The 14,782-nt window shown below is 66.7% G+C and carries 14 protein-coding genes; 11 read left to right on the plus strand and 3 right to left on the minus strand.

What is annotated here, in order from left to right; translation table 11 throughout:
- Positions 1 to 45 precede the first annotated feature (45 nt).
- Positions 46 to 1,422: a cysteine--tRNA ligase gene (cysS, locus tag AC5P65_RS06905; protein ID WP_021204184.1), complete on the minus strand. Its 1,377-nt coding sequence runs from the start codon at positions 1,420 to 1,422 to the stop codon at positions 46 to 48.
- Positions 1,423 to 1,609: 187 nt separating this feature from the next.
- On the opposite strand from cysS, the gene AC5P65_RS06910 reads away from it, so the two are divergent.
- From AC5P65_RS06910 to AC5P65_RS06960, 11 genes are all read left to right on the plus strand, one after another.
- Positions 1,610 to 2,173 (plus strand): glycine zipper 2TM domain-containing protein, encoded by a 564-nt coding sequence (locus AC5P65_RS06910; RefSeq protein WP_026347073.1) that lies wholly within the window; start codon positions 1,610 to 1,612, stop codon positions 2,171 to 2,173.
- Between the two features lie 318 nt (positions 2,174 to 2,491).
- Positions 2,492 to 3,502 (plus strand): N-acetylornithine carbamoyltransferase, encoded by a 1,011-nt coding sequence (locus AC5P65_RS06915; protein WP_019660502.1) that lies wholly within the window; start codon positions 2,492 to 2,494, stop codon positions 3,500 to 3,502.
- A 62-nt stretch (positions 3,503 to 3,564) separates the two neighbouring features.
- Positions 3,565 to 4,758 (plus strand): argininosuccinate synthase, encoded by a 1,194-nt coding sequence (locus AC5P65_RS06920; RefSeq protein ID WP_021204186.1) that lies wholly within the window; start codon positions 3,565 to 3,567, stop codon positions 4,756 to 4,758.
- Positions 4,759 to 4,907: 149 nt separating this feature from the next.
- The gene (locus AC5P65_RS06925; RefSeq protein WP_111097865.1) at positions 4,908 to 5,996 is read left to right on the plus strand and encodes an acetylornithine deacetylase; all 1,089 of its coding nucleotides are present in this window, start codon (positions 4,908 to 4,910) and stop codon (positions 5,994 to 5,996) included.
- 25 nt (positions 5,997 to 6,021) lie between these two features.
- Positions 6,022 to 7,350: an acetylglutamate kinase gene (locus AC5P65_RS06930; RefSeq protein ID WP_180832180.1), complete on the plus strand. Its 1,329-nt coding sequence runs from the start codon at positions 6,022 to 6,024 to the stop codon at positions 7,348 to 7,350.
- 3 nt (positions 7,351 to 7,353) lie between these two features.
- Complete coding sequence (locus AC5P65_RS06935) at positions 7,354 to 7,956, plus strand: GNAT family N-acetyltransferase (RefSeq protein ID WP_111102826.1); 603 nt, start codon at positions 7,354 to 7,356, stop codon at positions 7,954 to 7,956.
- Positions 7,953 to 8,906, plus strand: coding sequence for an N-acetyl-gamma-glutamyl-phosphate reductase (gene argC, locus AC5P65_RS06940; RefSeq protein ID WP_111102828.1), 954 nt, complete (start codon positions 7,953 to 7,955; stop codon positions 8,904 to 8,906). The genes AC5P65_RS06935 and argC overlap by 4 nt, the downstream gene beginning before the upstream one ends.
- Before the next feature lie 20 nt (positions 8,907 to 8,926).
- Positions 8,927 to 10,222, plus strand: a complete 1,296-nt coding sequence (gene argH, locus AC5P65_RS06945) for an argininosuccinate lyase (RefSeq protein WP_111102830.1) — start codon at positions 8,927 to 8,929, stop codon at positions 10,220 to 10,222.
- Positions 10,222 to 10,485 carry a YciI family protein gene (locus AC5P65_RS06950; RefSeq protein WP_019660495.1) on the plus strand — a complete coding sequence of 88 codons (264 nt, stop codon included), beginning with the start codon at positions 10,222 to 10,224 and terminating at the stop codon, positions 10,483 to 10,485. The genes argH and AC5P65_RS06950 overlap by 1 nt, the downstream gene beginning before the upstream one ends.
- An 11-nt stretch (positions 10,486 to 10,496) precedes the next feature.
- A complete protein-coding gene (gene proB, locus AC5P65_RS06955) occupies positions 10,497 to 11,654 on the plus strand; it encodes a glutamate 5-kinase (RefSeq protein ID WP_019660494.1) in 1,158 nt (385 codons plus the stop codon).
- Positions 11,651 to 12,922 carry a glutamate-5-semialdehyde dehydrogenase gene (locus AC5P65_RS06960; protein WP_111102832.1) on the plus strand — a complete coding sequence of 424 codons (1,272 nt, stop codon included), beginning with the start codon at positions 11,651 to 11,653 and terminating at the stop codon, positions 12,920 to 12,922. Before proB ends, AC5P65_RS06960 begins: the two co-directional genes overlap by 4 nt.
- A 135-nt stretch (positions 12,923 to 13,057) precedes the next feature.
- Here AC5P65_RS06960 and pgaD read toward each other — a convergent pair whose 3' ends face one another.
- Entirely contained in the window at positions 13,058 to 13,528 is a 471-nt protein-coding gene (gene pgaD / locus AC5P65_RS06965; RefSeq protein WP_005410359.1) for a poly-beta-1,6-N-acetyl-D-glucosamine biosynthesis protein PgaD, read from the minus strand.
- Entirely contained in the window at positions 13,525 to 14,781 is a 1,257-nt protein-coding gene (gene pgaC / locus AC5P65_RS06970; protein WP_180832181.1) for a poly-beta-1,6-N-acetyl-D-glucosamine synthase, read from the minus strand. The genes pgaD and pgaC overlap by 4 nt, the downstream gene beginning before the upstream one ends.
- Between the last annotated feature and the right edge of the window lies 1 nt (position 14,782).

Raw genomic sequence — 14,782 nt, forward strand, 5'->3', positions numbered from 1 at the left:
AGTGGGGGCGTGGCCGGCGGGCCGGCCACGGGGCAGGGCAGCAGGTCAGCCGCGCTTGCGCGACCAGCGCACGCCCTGCGGGGTGTCTTCCAGCACGATGCCTTCGGCGGCCAACTGGTCGCGGATGGCATCGGAACGGGCGAAGTCGCGCGCCTTCTTGGCCGCAGCGCGCTCGTCGATCAGGCCCTGGATACGGGCATCGTCGCCGTCAGCGCCCGCAGCGGTACCAAACCACTGCGCCGGATCGGCCTGCAGAAGGCCCAGTGCCAGGCCGGCACCGAGCAGCTCGGCCTTCAGGCGCGACTGTTCGGCCGGGTCCGTGGCACGACGCGCCTCGGCCGCGATGCGGGCCACTTCGGCCAGCGCCTGCGGGGTGTTGAGGTCGTCGTCGAGGGTCGCTTCGACCGTGGCCGGAATCACCGCGCTGGCCTCGACCGAGGCCAGTTCGCGCAGGGTGCCGTACAGGCGGTCCAGCGTACGCACCGACTGTTCGATCAGCGCATCGGACCAGTCCAGCGGTTGACGGTAGTGGGCCGACAGCAGGGCCAGGCGCAGTGCCTCCGGCGGATGCTGGCGAACCAGGTCATGCACGCGCTCGATGTTGCCCAGTGACTTGCTCATCTTGGCGCCGCCGAAGTTGAGCATGCCGTTGTGCAGCCAGTAGCGGGCGAAGATCCTGCCGCCATGCGCGCATTCGCTCTGCGCGATCTCGTTTTCATGGTGCGGGAACTGCAGGTCGACGCCGCCGGCATGGATGTCGATGGTCTCGCCCAGGTGGGCGGCGGCCATCGCCGAGCATTCGATGTGCCAGCCCGGGCGGCCACGGCCCCAGGGCGATTCCCAGCCGGGCAGGTCGTCGCTGGATGGCTTCCACAGCACGAAATCGCCCGGATCACGCTTGTAGGGGGCGACATCGACGCGGGCGCCAGCCAGCATTTCTTCCGGGTCGCGGCGGGAGAGCTTGCCGTAGCCATCGAAGCTGGCCACCGCAAACAGCACGTGGCCTTCGGCGGCATAGGCATGACCACTGGCGATCAACTGCTCGATCATGGTGATGATCTGCGGCATGTGCGCGGTCACTTCCGGTTCGATGTCAGGCGGCACCACGCCCAGCGCGGCCATGTCTTCACGGTAGGCGGCGGCGAACCTGTCGGTGATGGTGCTGATCGGCACCCCCTGCTCGCGCGCGGCGGTGTTGATCTTGTCGTCCACGTCGGTGATGTTGCGGGCGTAGCGCAGTGCGCCGAAACGCCGCCGCAGCAGGTCGGCCAGCACCCCGAACACCACCGGGCCACGGGCGTTGCCGATGTGCACGTAGTTGTAGACCGTGGGGCCGCACACATACAGGGTCGGACAGGCCGGGTCGAGCGGGGTGAACGGTTCGAGCTGGCGAGTCAGGTTGTTGTGCAGGCGCAGGGTCATGGGGCTGTGGCTGGGGGACAAGTCTGTGATTTTAGAACGTGTCGCTCCCTTTGGGGGCGCTGGTTGCCACCGGTGGACGCCGGAGGGAGCCAGGGTGGGGTGGGCAGGAGCGGCGTGGACGGGTAATGTTCAGCCCCTTGCGCTCGCCACTGCCTACACTATCGCCGTGTCCTTGCTCCCGTCGCCACTGAAATCCACCGCATTGCTGACCCTGGCCTGCCTGTCGGCGCTGCCCGCCGTGGTGCTGGCGCAGGAGGCCGAGCCCCGCAACCGGGTGGTGATCGTGGAGAACGTGAAGTTCGACTACGCCCAGGTACTTAACGTCGAGCCGGTATTCCAGACCCTGCGCGCGACCCGTACCGAGGAACATTGCGAGCCGGTGTCGACCCGCACCCTGGCCCCGGTCAACGTGACCGGCGAGGAGCCGGTCGAGGACAAGGGCCGGATCAGCCGTTTCTGGGACTCGGTGCGCTCGATATTCAAGCGCAGCGACGAGGAGCCCTCCGAAGAGGCCGGCCCCGAAACGCCGGCCCCGGCGCCTGCCAACAATGGCCCGATGCTGACCCGTGACTGCCGCATCGTGCCGGTGGGGCGTGAATTCCGCCGGCCCATCGCCTACGACGTGGACTACGTCTACAAGGGCACCAAGTATCGGTCGCGGCTGCCGGAAGACCCGGGCAACCGGCTCAAGATCCGGGTGTCGATCACCCCCTGGGTCGGTCCTGAGCAGGGCGCCGCCGGCAATCCCTGATTCTGCGACCCCGGCCCCTTGCGCCGGTCACGGCCGCATGCAAAGATATTCGGCCATGAAGCTCACCGACTTCCAGCACGACAGCAGCGCAGCCCGACAGGCGTCGGGCATGACCTCGCGTGCGCGTCGACCGGAACCCCACATTCTCGCTGGGTAACCGGAGCTTTTTGCTGTTCGTCCGAAAAAAACCCAGCCCGTCGGCTGGGTTTTTTCGTTTCCGCGTTCTGAAAGCTGCAACTGCAACCTTTTCGTTTCACCTTTGCTTCCTGTTTTCCCTTCCACCGCGTCGAACCCGGCGCCGCCACGCAAGGAAAGAAGATGTCCCCCAAGCACTTCCTGAACACCCAGGACTGGAGCCGCAGCGATCTCGACGCATTGCTGACCCAGGCCGCGCTGTTCAAGCGCAACAAGCTCGGCGACCAGCTCAAGGGCAAGTCGATCGCGCTGGTGTTCTTCAACCCGTCCATGCGCACCCGCACCAGCTTCGAACTGGGCGCGTTCCAGCTCGGCGCCCATGCGGTGGTGCTGCAGCCGGGCAAGGATGCGTGGCCGATCGAGTTCAACCTCGGCACGGTGATGGACGGCGATACCGAGGAACACATCGCGGAAGTGGCCAAGGTGCTGGGCCGTTACTGCGACATCATCGCCGTGCGTGCGTTCCCGAAGTTCCAGGACTGGGCGTACGACCGCCAGGACATCGTCCTCAACAGCTTCGCCAGGTATTCGCCGGTGCCGGTCATCAACATGGAGACCATCACCCACCCGTGCCAGGAGCTGGCGCACATCATGGCGCTGCAGGAGCACTTCGGCACCCAGGACCTGCGTGGCAAGAAGTACGTGCTGACCTGGACCTACCACCCCAAGCCGCTCAACACCGCCGTGGCCAACTCGGCGCTGACCATCGCCACCCGCATGGGCATGGACGTGACACTGCTTTGCCCGACCGCCGACTACATCCTCGACGAGCGCTACATGGGCTGGGCCGAGCAGAACGTGGCCGAAAGCGGTGGTTCGCTGAAGATCAGCCATGATGTCGACAGCGCCTACGCCGGCGCCGACGTGGTTTACGCCAAGAGCTGGGGAGCGCTGCCGTTCTTTGGCAACTGGGAACCGGAAAAGCCGATCCGCGACCAGTTCAAGCACTTCATCGTCGACGAACGCAAGATGGCGCTGACCAACAACGGTGTGTTCAGCCACTGCCTGCCGCTGCGTCGCAACGTGAAGGCCACCGATGCGGTGATGGATTCGCCGCAGTGCATCGCCATCAACGAAGCCGAGAACCGCCTGCACGTGCAGAAGGCGATCATGGCCGCGGTTGCCGGGCGCTGATTTTTTCCGATTCAATCATTTCCGCCGGGCACGGCCCGGCGCTACCAGGACATACCCTCCCCATGAGCAATAAAGACGTCGTTCTCGCCTTCTCCGGCGGCCTGGATACCAGCTTCTGCGTGCCCTACCTGCAGGAGCGTGGCTACAACGTGCACACCGTGTTCGCCGACACCGGCGGCGTGGATGATGAAGAGCGCGATTTCATCGAGAAGCGTGCCGCCGAGCTGGGCGTGACCAGCCATGTCACTGTGAACGGTGGCCCGGCGATCTGGGAAGGCTTCGTCAAGCCGTTCGTGTGGGCCGGCGAAGGCTACCAGGGCCAGTACCCGCTGCTGGTGTCGGACCGCTACCTGATCGTGGATGCCGCGCTGAAGCGTGCCGCCGAACTGGGCACCAACATCATCGCCCACGGCTGCACCGGCATGGGCAATGACCAGGTCCGCTTCGACCTGGCCGTGAAGGCGCTGGGTGACTACCAGATCATCGCGCCGATCCGCGAGATCCAGAAGGAACACACCCAGACCCGTGCCTACGAGCAGAAATACCTGGAAGAGCGCGGCTTCGGCGTGCGCGCCAAGCAGCAGGCCTACACCATCAACGAGAACCTGCTGGGCGTGACCATGTCCGGTGGCGAGATCGACCGTTGGGAAACCCCGGGCGAAGGTGCGCGTGGCTGGTGCTCGCCGCGCAGCGAATGGCCGGAACAAGCGCTGACCGTCACCCTGAAGTTCATTGAAGGCGAAGCGGTTGAACTGAACGGCAAGGCGCTGCCGGGCGACCAGATCCTGGCCCAGCTCAACAAGCTGTTCGCCCCGTATGGCGTGGGTCGCGGCGTCTACACCGGCGACACCGTGATCGGCCTGAAGGGCCGCATCGTGTTCGAGGCCCCGGGCCTGGTCTCGCTGCTGGCCGCACACCGCGCGCTGGAAGATGCGGTGCTGACCAAGCAGCAGAACCGCTTCAAGCCGGACGTGGCACGCAAGTGGGTGGAGCTGGTGTACGAAGGCTTCTACCACGACCCGCTGAAGACCGACATCGAAGCCTTCCTGAAGTCCTCGCAGGCCAAGGTCAACGGTGAAGTGGTGCTGGAAACCCGTGGTGGCCGCGTCGATGCGGTGGCCGTGAAGTCGCCGCACCTGCTCAACACCAAGGGTGCCACCTACGCGCAGTCGGCCGACTGGGGCGTGGAGGAGGCTGAAGGCTTCATCAAGCTGTTCGGTATGAGCTCGACGCTTTACGCGCAAGTCAATCGCTGAGCGATTGAATTGCGCGCGCGTCTCCCGCGCATTCCACCTTAACCCTGCGCCGTTGGCGCGCCCCCTTCAACAAGAAGGGGGGCTCTCCACCAGACGCATCACGGTAGCGCCGGGCCATGCCCGGCGGAATTCCACAGGATCTTTGTTTCATGCTTGAACAGACGCTCGATCACCTGCAGGTCCTGGTGTCCTTCGACACCCGCAACCCACCGCGCGCGATCACCACCGGTGGCATCTTCGATTACCTGCGCGCGAACCTGCCCGGCTTCAACGTCGAGGTGATCGACCACGGCGCCGGTGCGGTCAGCCTGTACGCCGTGCGCGGGACGCCGAAGTACCTGTTCAACGTACATCTTGATACCGTGCCCGATTCGCCGCACTGGAGCGCCGACCCGCACGTGATGCGCCGCCTGGACGACCGCGTGGTCGGTCTGGGCGTGTGTGACATCAAGGGCGCGGCCGCCGCACTGGTGGCCGCAGCCAATGCCAGCGACGGTGACGCGGCCTTCCTGTTCTCCAGCGATGAAGAAGCCAACGATCCGCGCTGCATCGCCGCGTTCCTGGCCCGTGGCCTGCCGTATGAAGCGGTGCTGGTGGCCGAGCCGACCATGAGCGAAGCGGTGCTGGCGCATCGCGGCATCAGCTCGGTGCTGATGCAGTTCGCCGGTCGTGCCGGGCACGCCTCGGGCAAGCAGGATGCGGCTGCCAGCGCGCTGCACCAGGCGATGCGCTGGGGCAACCGCGCGCTGGACCATGTGGAATCGCTGGCTTCGGCGCGCTTCGGTGGGCTGACGGGCCTGCGCTTCAACATCGGTCGCGTCGAAGGCGGGATCAAGGCCAACATGATCGCGCCCGCTGCCGAAGTGCGCTTCGGTTTCCGGCCGCTGCCGTCGATGAACATCGACGCGTTGCTGGCCACCTTCGCCGGGTTCGCCGAGCCGGAAGCGGCGGTATTCACCGAGACCTTCCGTGGCCCCAGCCTGCCGGCCGGCGACATCGCCGAAGCCGAGAACCGCCGCCTGCTGGCACGTGACGTGGCCGACGCGCTTGAGCTGCCGATCGGCAACGCCGTGGACTTCTGGACCGAGGCCTCGCTGTTCTCCGCCGCCGGTTACACCACCCTGGTGTTTGGCCCGGGCGATATTGCCCAGGCCCACACCGCCGATGAGTTCGTGACGCTGGACCAGCTGCAGCGCTACACCGACGCCGTGCACCGCATCATCGCCGCCGGCGCCTGATTCTTCCCTTTCCGACGAAACCGAAATGTCTCCTGCCCTCCAGCCCCACCGCCAGACCCGCCAGACCATCGTGCGCCTGCTTTCCAGCATGGCCAGCGCGAAGGAGATCAGCCAGTACCTCAAGCGCTTTTCGCAGCTGGATGCCAAGCGCTTCGCCGTGGTCAAGGTCGGCGGCGCGGTGCTGCGCGACGATCTCGACGCGCTGACCTCTTCGCTGTCGTTCCTGCAGGAAGTCGGGCTGACCCCGATCGTGCTGCACGGCGCCGGCCCGCAGCTGGATGCCGAGCTGTCGGCGGCCGGCATCGACAAGCAGACCGTGAACGGCCTGCGCGTGACTTCGCCGGAAGCACTGGCGATCGTGCGCCGGGTGTTCCAGCAGTCCAACCTGCGCCTGGTCGAGGCGCTGCAGCAGAACGGCGCGCGCGCCACCTCCATCACCGGTGGCGTGTTCGAGGCCGAGTACCTGGACGTGGATACCTACGGCCTGGTCGGCGAGGTGAAGAAGGTCAACCTGGCGCCGATCGAGGCCAGCCTGCGTGCGGGCTCGATCCCGGTCATCACCAGCCTGGGTGAAACCGTCGGTGGCCAGATCCTCAACGTCAACGCCGACTTCGCCGCCAACGAGCTGGTGCAGGAACTGCAGCCGTACAAGATCATCTTCCTGACCGGCACCGGCGGCCTGCTGGACGAGGCGGGCAACGTGATCGATTCGATCAACCTGTCCACCGAGTACGACCACCTGATCGCGCAGCCGTGGATCCACGGCGGCATGAAGGTGAAGATCGAACAGATCAAGGATCTGCTCGATCGCCTGCCGCTGGAATCGTCGGTGTCGATCACCCGCCCGGCCGACCTGGCCAAGGAACTGTTCACCCACAAGGGCTCGGGCACGCTGGTGCGCAAGGGCGAAAAAGTGCTGCGCGCCACCGCTTGGGACGAACTGGACCTGCCGCGCCTGAAGGGCCTGATCGAATCCAGCTTCGGCCGCACCCTGGTGCCGGACTATTTCCAGAAGACCAGGCTGCTGCGCGCCTACGTCAGCGAGAACTACCGCACCGCGGTCATCCTCACCGACGAGGCCGAAGGCGTGTACCTGGACAAGTTCGCCGTGCTCGACGACGCACAGGGCGAAGGCCTCGGCCGTGCGGTCTGGAACGTGATGCTGGAAGAAACGCCGCAGCTGTTCTGGCGCTCGCGCCGTGGCAACCCGATCAATCACTTCTACTACGCCGAGTCCGATGGCTGCTACAAGCAGGATCAGTGGAAGGTATTCTGGTTCGGTGCCGATGGCATCGACCGGATCAAGACCTATGTCGATCATTGCGCGCAGCGCACCCCGAGCCTGCAGGGCTGAGCAATGAGCAACCTCGATGCCTGGAACACGGTTCCTACCCTGCGCGGCCAGCACGTAACCCTGCAGCCGCTGCAGATGGAGCACGTGCCCGGCCTGCGCGATGCGCTTGAAGGCAGCGGCCTGGACCAGCTCTGGTACACCCAGGTGCCATCGCCGGAACAGGCCGAGGCCTATGTGCGGGCCGCGGTGCAGGCGCAGAGCGAAGGCAAGGTGCTGCCGTTCGTGATCCGTGATGCGGCGGGTGACATCATCGGCAGCACGCGCTTCTACGACATGGATGCCAGCGTGCCCAGGCTCAGCCTCGGCTACACCTGGTACACGCCGCGCGTGCAGCGCACCGGCGCCAACACCGAAGCCAAGCTGTTGCTGCTGCAGCACGCCTTCGAGGCCATGGGCTGCATCAGCGTGGTACTGGAAACCAGCTGGTTCAACGTCACCTCGCGCACCGCCATCGCGCGCTTGGGCGCCAAGCAGGATGGCGTGCTGCGCAACCACAAGCGGCATGCCGATGGCACGCCGCGCGATACCGTCATCTTCTCCATCATCGATGCGGAATGGCAGGGCGTGAAGCGCCACCTGCAGTACCGCCTGGACAGTCACGCATGAACGATTCGACCTTTACCCTGGGCATCGTCGGTGCCCGCGGCCATACCGGCGCCGAGCTGATCAAGCTGGTGGCCGCCCATCCGCGGCTGGAACTGGCTTTCGTCTCCTCGCGCGAGCGCGCCGGGCAGCGCCTGTCCGACCACCACCCGGAATTCCAGGGCGAGCTGCAGTACGAAAACCTGGACGCCGACGCAGTGGCGGCCAAGGGCGTGGATGCGGTGATCCTGGCCCTGCCCAACGGCTTGGCCGCGCCGTTCGTGGCCGCGCTGGAGGCGGCGAAGGCGGACACCGTCATCGTCGACCTCTCGGCCGACTACCGCTTCGACAACAGCTGGTATTACGGCCTGCCGGAGCTGACCCGCGGCCGCTACAACGGCCAGAAGCACATCAGCAACCCGGGCTGCTATGCCACGGCGATGCAGCTGGCGGTGCATCCGCTGCTGGACCTGCTGGCCGGTCCGCCGCAGTGCTTCGGTGTCTCCGGCTACTCCGGCGCCGGTACCACGCCGTCGGACAAGAACAACGTCGAACTGCTGGCCGACAACCTGATGCCCTACGCGCTGACCAACCACGTGCATGAGCGGGAGGTGTCGGTGCAGCTGGGTGTGGCTGTTGAATTCATGCCACATGTCGCGCCGCATTTCCGGGGCATCACGCTTACCGCCAACCTGTGGCTGAACCGCGTGCAGACCCGCGAACAGATCGTCGAGCGCTTCCAGCAGGCCTATGCCGGCGAACCCCTGATCGACGTGGTGGATGAAGCGCCGTGGGTCAGCCGTATCGCCGGCCGACACGGTGCCCAGGTCGGTGGCTTCACGCTCGCGCCGGGCGGCAAGCGGGTCGTCGTGGTGGCGACCCTGGACAACCTGCTGAAGGGCGCGGCCACCCAGGCCATGCAGAACCTCAACCTCGCGCTTGGCATCGACGAACTGACGTCGATCCCGCACTGAATACGCATTCCGGAGCCCCCATGGCAGACCTTCTTTGGCAGAAGCCCGGCGTCGCCGTCGACGCCCAGATCCAGACCTTCCTCGCCGGCGACGACGTGATCCTCGACCGCGAGTTCTTCCTGCATGACATCGCTGCCAGCGCCGCGCATGCGCAGGGCCTGCAGCACATCGGCATCCTCAGCGCCGATGAACTGGCAGAACTGCTGCGCGAACTGGAGATCCTGGCGCAGGACTTCCGCGAAGGCCGCTTCGTGCTCGATACCCAGTACGAGGATGGTCACTCGGCGATCGAAGCGCGCCTGACCGAACGCCTCGGCGATGCCGGCCGCAAGATCCACACCGGCCGCAGCCGCAACGACCAGATCCTGGTCGCCACCCGCCTCTGGCTGAAGGAGAAGCTGCAGCGCGTGGCACAGCTCAGCGCCGAAGCGGCCAAGGTTGCGCTGGACCGCGCACAGGCCGAGAAGGACCTGCCGATTCCCGGCTACACCCACATCCAGCGCGCCGTAGTGTCCTCGGCCGGCATGTGGTGGGCGGGCTGGGCCGAGGCCTTCATCGACAACGCCATCCGCGCCCGCGATACCCATGCGCTGGTCGACGCCAATCCGTTGGGTACCGCTGCCGGCTACGGCGTGAACCTGCCGCTGGACCGCGAGCACACCACGGCGGCGCTCGGCTTCGCGCGCATGCAGATCTCGCCGATCTATGCGCAGCTGTCGCGTGGCAAGTTCGAGCTGGCTGCACTGGAAGCGCTCGGTGGCGCCACGCTGGACCTGCGCCGCATTGCCTGGGACCTGTCACTGTTCACCAGCGCCGAGTTCGGCTTCGTCGCGCTGCCGGCGCAGTACACCACCGGCAGTTCGATCATGCCCAACAAGCGCAATCCGGACGTGATCGAGCTGATGCGTGCCACCCACGCCAGCGTCGCCGCTGCGCGCACCGAGATCGAGCAGCTGCTGTCGCTGCCGTCCGGCTACCATCGCGACCTGCAGTCGTCCAAGGGGGCCATCTTCCACGGCTTCGGCCGTGGCCTGGCCGCGCTGGAACTGCTGCCGGCGCTGCTGGCCAATCTGGAATGGCGTGACGACAAGCTGCGCGCGGCGATTGATTCGGGCATGTATGCCACCGACGTTGCGGTGGAAGCGGCGGTGGCTGGCGTGCCGTTCCGCGAGGCCTACAAGGCCGCAGCTGCCGGTGCCGACAGTGCAGGGCAGGGGCGTACCCCGGAAGGCAGCCTCGCCGCGCGCGTGTCGCCGGGTTCGGCCGCCGACCTGCGCCTGGACGAACTGCGCGCGCGCTGGCAGGCGCTGTCCTGATGGCGGGCACTGTCTACCTGGTGATGGCGATGCGCCGGCCGGACTTCAACGATGCAGCGGTGCAGCCGCACCGCGATTTCCTCGATGCGTTGCAGGCGCAGGGCAAGCTGCAGCTGACTGGTGGTTTCGCCGACGGCAGTGGTGGCGCCTATGTGCTGTGCAACGTGGACAGCCTGGCGCAGGCGCAGGCCATCGTCGCCACCGATCCGCTGGTGACGATGCATGCCTCCGACCTGACCGTGCACGAATGGAACACCCGCTGAGGCCCTGACTGATGACTCTGCATGCCAGCCACGTCGCTTCGCCGTTCCCGGAACAGGCGCTGCCGCCGTGGCGGCGTGCGGTGCTGAAAGTGGGCAGCAGCCTGCTCGCCGCCGATGGCGGCGGCCTGTCGCCCCGCCACGCGCTGGGCCTGGCACAGTTCGTTTCTGCCAATGTACTGGCCGGACGTGAGGTGGTGATCGTGTCGTCCGGTGCGGTTGCGGCCGGGCGGGCGATCCTGCCGCGGGCCGATGAGCCCGGCGCGGCGATGGCGGCACGGCAGGCGCTGGCCGCGCTTGGCCAGGCCCAGCTGATCGGGCTCTGGCAGCGCTTCTTCGAGCGCCCGGTGGCGCAGGTGCTGCTGACCCATGACGACCTGCGCAACCGCCGCCGCTACCTCAACGCACGCGCCACGCTCAACGAACTGCTGCGGCTGGGCGCGTTGCCGGTGGTCAACGAGAACGACACCGTGTCGGTGGACGAACTCAAGCTCGGCGACAACGACAACCTGGCCGCCACCGTGGCCGCGCTGGTTGATGCCGATGCGCTGTTCATTGCCACCGACATCGACGGACTGTACAGCGCCGACCCGCGCACCGTGGCCGATGCGCGGCCATTGCACGACGTGCCGGAACTGAGTGACGAGGTGCTGGCGATGGCCGGCGGCGCCGGCTCGCGCGCCGGTACCGGCGGCATGCGGACCAAGCTGGAAGCGGCAGCGAAGGCGGGGCGTCTCGGCATCGAAACCTATCTGTTCAATGGCCGCAGCGGTGACGTGGTACGCGCGCTGGCCCAGGACCGCCTGTTCGGTACCCGTATCCACGCCGCGCGCAGCCGTGAGGCGGCCCGCAAGCACTGGCTGCGGCACGCGCCGCTGGTCGAGGGTGCTATCGTGATCGATGCCGGCGCGGCGCAGGCGATGCGCGAGAAGGGCGCCTCGCTGCTGCCCGGCGGCATCACCGGCGCGGAGGGCATGTTCCGCCGTGGCGACATGGTGCAGGTGTGCTGGAACGCGCCACAGGGCCGCGTCTGCGTGGCGCGCGGAGTCAGCCAGTACGCGGCCGATGATGTGCGCCGGATCGCCGGCCGCCATTCGCGCGACATCGAGGCCGTGCTGGGCTACAACTACGGCGGTAGCGTCGTCCATCGCGACGACCTGGTGCTGCCATGACCGGATTGAAGGACTCGCCGATGAGCGAAATCGAAGCGCAGGCGCGTGCCTGCCGTGACGCGGCCCAGACCGTTGCCGGCCTCGACAGTGCGACGCGCCGCACGCTGCTGCTGGCGATGGCCCAGGCACTGGAAGTGAATGCCGGGCTGATCCTGGCCGGTAATGCGCGCGACCTTGCCGCTGCGCGCGAGAAAGGCATTGGCAGTGCCATGCTCGACCGCCTGGCGCTGGACCCGGCACGCCTGTTCGCGATGGCCGAAGCCGTGCGAGAGGTCGCCGCGCTGCCCGATCCCGTCGGCCAGATCACCCGCGACGATGTGCGTCCAAACGGCATCCGCGTGCAGAAGGTGCGCGTGCCGCTGGGCGTGATCGCGATGATCTACGAGGCGCGCCCGAACGTGACCGCCGAAGCGGCCGCGCTGTGCCTGAAGGCCGGCAATGGTGTGATCCTGCGCGGTGGTTCCGAAGCGATCCACTCCAACACCGCCATCGCCCAGGCGCTGGCCGGCGCCCTGCAGGCCAATGGCGTACCGGCGGCGGCAGTGACCGTGCTGACCGACCTGCGCCGCGAAGCAATGCTGGAACTGCTGCAGCTGCATGAACTGATCGATCTGGCGATTCCGCGCGGCGGCGAAGGCCTGATCCGCTTCGTTGCCGAGCATGCGCGGGTGCCGGTGATCAAGCACTACAAGGGTGTCTGCCACCTGTTCGTGGATGCCAGCGCCGACCTCGGCAAAGCCATCGACCTTCTGGTGGACGGCAAATGCAGCCGTCCGTCGGCCTGCAACTCGCTGGAAACCCTGCTGGTGCATCGTGATGTGGCCGAAGCCTTCCTGCCGCGCGTGGCGCAGGCGCTCGGTGAGCGTGGCGTGGAGCTGCGCGCCGACACGAACGCGCAGCCGCTGCTGCCAGGCAGCACCGCCGCCAGCGAAGACGACTACGCTGCCGAGTTCCTCGACCTGGTGCTGGCCGTGCGCGTGGTTGATGACCTCGAGGCGGCCATCGCGCACATCCGTGCCTATACCTCCGACCATACCGAAGTGATCGCCACCGAAGACGCCGGCCATGCCGAGCGCTTCGTCACTGCGCTGCGCTCGGCGGTAGTGATGGTCAATGCCTCGTCGCGCTTCTCCGACGGTGGCCAGCTGGGCCTGGGCAGCGAGATCGGCATTTCCACCACGCGCCTGCATGCGTACGGTCCAATGGGCCTGGAAGCACTCACCGTCGAACGATTTGTCGTGCGCGGCGAAGGGCAGACGCGCACGTAGATCCACGCGATGCGCGGATGCACTTCGCGGTAGACCCCGGTGCCGACCAAGGTCGGCGCCCACCAGGCCCAAGCGCCGACCAGGATCGGCAGCTACCAAAGCAAGCGCCGACCCGGGTCGGCGACTACCGGGGCGTCACACCACCTCGCGGCGGATACCGATCGGCCGCGCGTGATCGTCCATGTGCAGCGTGGCGGCCTTGCAGCCCAGCAGGCGCTCGGCAAGGCCGGTGCTGGCACCCAGATCGGCCGCGACTTCATTGAGGCTGGCCAGTGGTCGCGGCAGGCGTCGCTCGTGGCCACGGAAGCGCGCGCGGTTGTACTCGGCCCAGCCGATCAGCAGCACGCTGGCACACAGCAGCATCAGCGGCAGTGCCACCAGCACATAGGGGTCGAACTGGCTTTGCCGTTCGTACAGCTGCTGCCAGGCCAGCTGGCCGCCGATCAGCCACGAGAACAGGGTCACCAACGGTGCCCACAGGTAGAAGTAGAACCCCCAGAACGCGAGGGTGACGAAGCCCCAGGCGGTGCGCTGGAAGCGTGGTTGGCGATGCGGCTTGCGGATCATCCGCGAGTCGAAGCGGTTGGACGGGCGTTGTGCGTTCATCGGATCCCCCGATCGGGACTGGTCCAGGTGGCGCGCTTGCTGCGACGGCGCAGCAGGGTCTTCGGCAACGCCACCAGGGTGGTGGAAAGACTGATCAGCCAGTACGCCATCGGGTACCAGATGACCCAGAAGTAGTTGCGTCCAATCTGTGTTTCGTAACGACGGTCGATGATCAGGCTGCTGGCGAACTGCATCAGGCAGACCAGGGCCAGGATCACGCCATGCCATTGCGGCAGCAGGCTGGCGATATGCAGCTGCGGCGGCAGTTCGATGAACTTGCCCAGCGCCCACAGCACCACGATGAACAACATGGTGTAAGCCCAGATCACGCTCAGCACGTACTCCAGCAGTACGCCCCACATGCGCCGCTCCTTCCAGTGCAGCAGCGAGCGGGCGTGGCGCAGCATCACCTCCACGCCACCCTGGGCCCAGCGCAGCCGCTGCCTCCACAGCCCCTTCAGCGTTTCCGGCATCAGGATGAAGCACAGTGCGTTGGGTTCGTAGCGAATGTCCCAGTGCGCCCGCTGCAGGCGCCAGCTGATGTCGATGTCTTCGGTCACCATGTCGTCCGACCACCAGCCGACCTGGTGCAGGGCGGTGCGGCGAAAGCCTGCGATCACTCCGGAGATGGTGAAGATGCGCCCGTACACGCGCTGCGCGCGCTTGATCATGCCGATGATCGACGAGAACTCGGCCACCTGCAGGCGTCCGAGCAGGGTGGAGCGGTTGCGGATGCGCGGATTGCCGGTCACCGCGCCGACCCGGTTGCCGCTCACCAGGTGCCAGATCATCCAGTGCAGCGCGTGCTCCTCCAGCATCGCGTCGCCATCGATGCACACCAGGTACTCCGAGCGGGCCGCCAGCGCACCCATGCGCAGCGCGTTGGCCTTGCCGAGGTTGCGGTCAAGGTGCAGCACGCGCAGCCGCGGATGCTTCGCCGCCAGCACGTCGAGCCGGGCGCCGGTGTCATCACTGCTGCCATCGTCGATGGCGATCACCTCGTAGTCGGCCGGATAGCGCTGTGCCAGCGCCGCGCCGAGCGTGTCGTCGAGGTTCGCGGACTCGTTGTGGCAGGGAATCAACAGGCTCGCGAACGGTGGATCGACCATCAGCGGCGGGTCGTTGCGTGGGCGCGAATGGCGTTCGCGCCGGAAGTAGTAATACAGGCCGCCCGACATCCAGAAGAACGCCATCACCATCGGGTAGTAGAAGGCGAACTGGAACAGGACCTGCAGCAGCGGATGCATGTCCATG

This window comes from Stenotrophomonas sp. YJH_SMC_48-3, assembly GCF_059369375.1.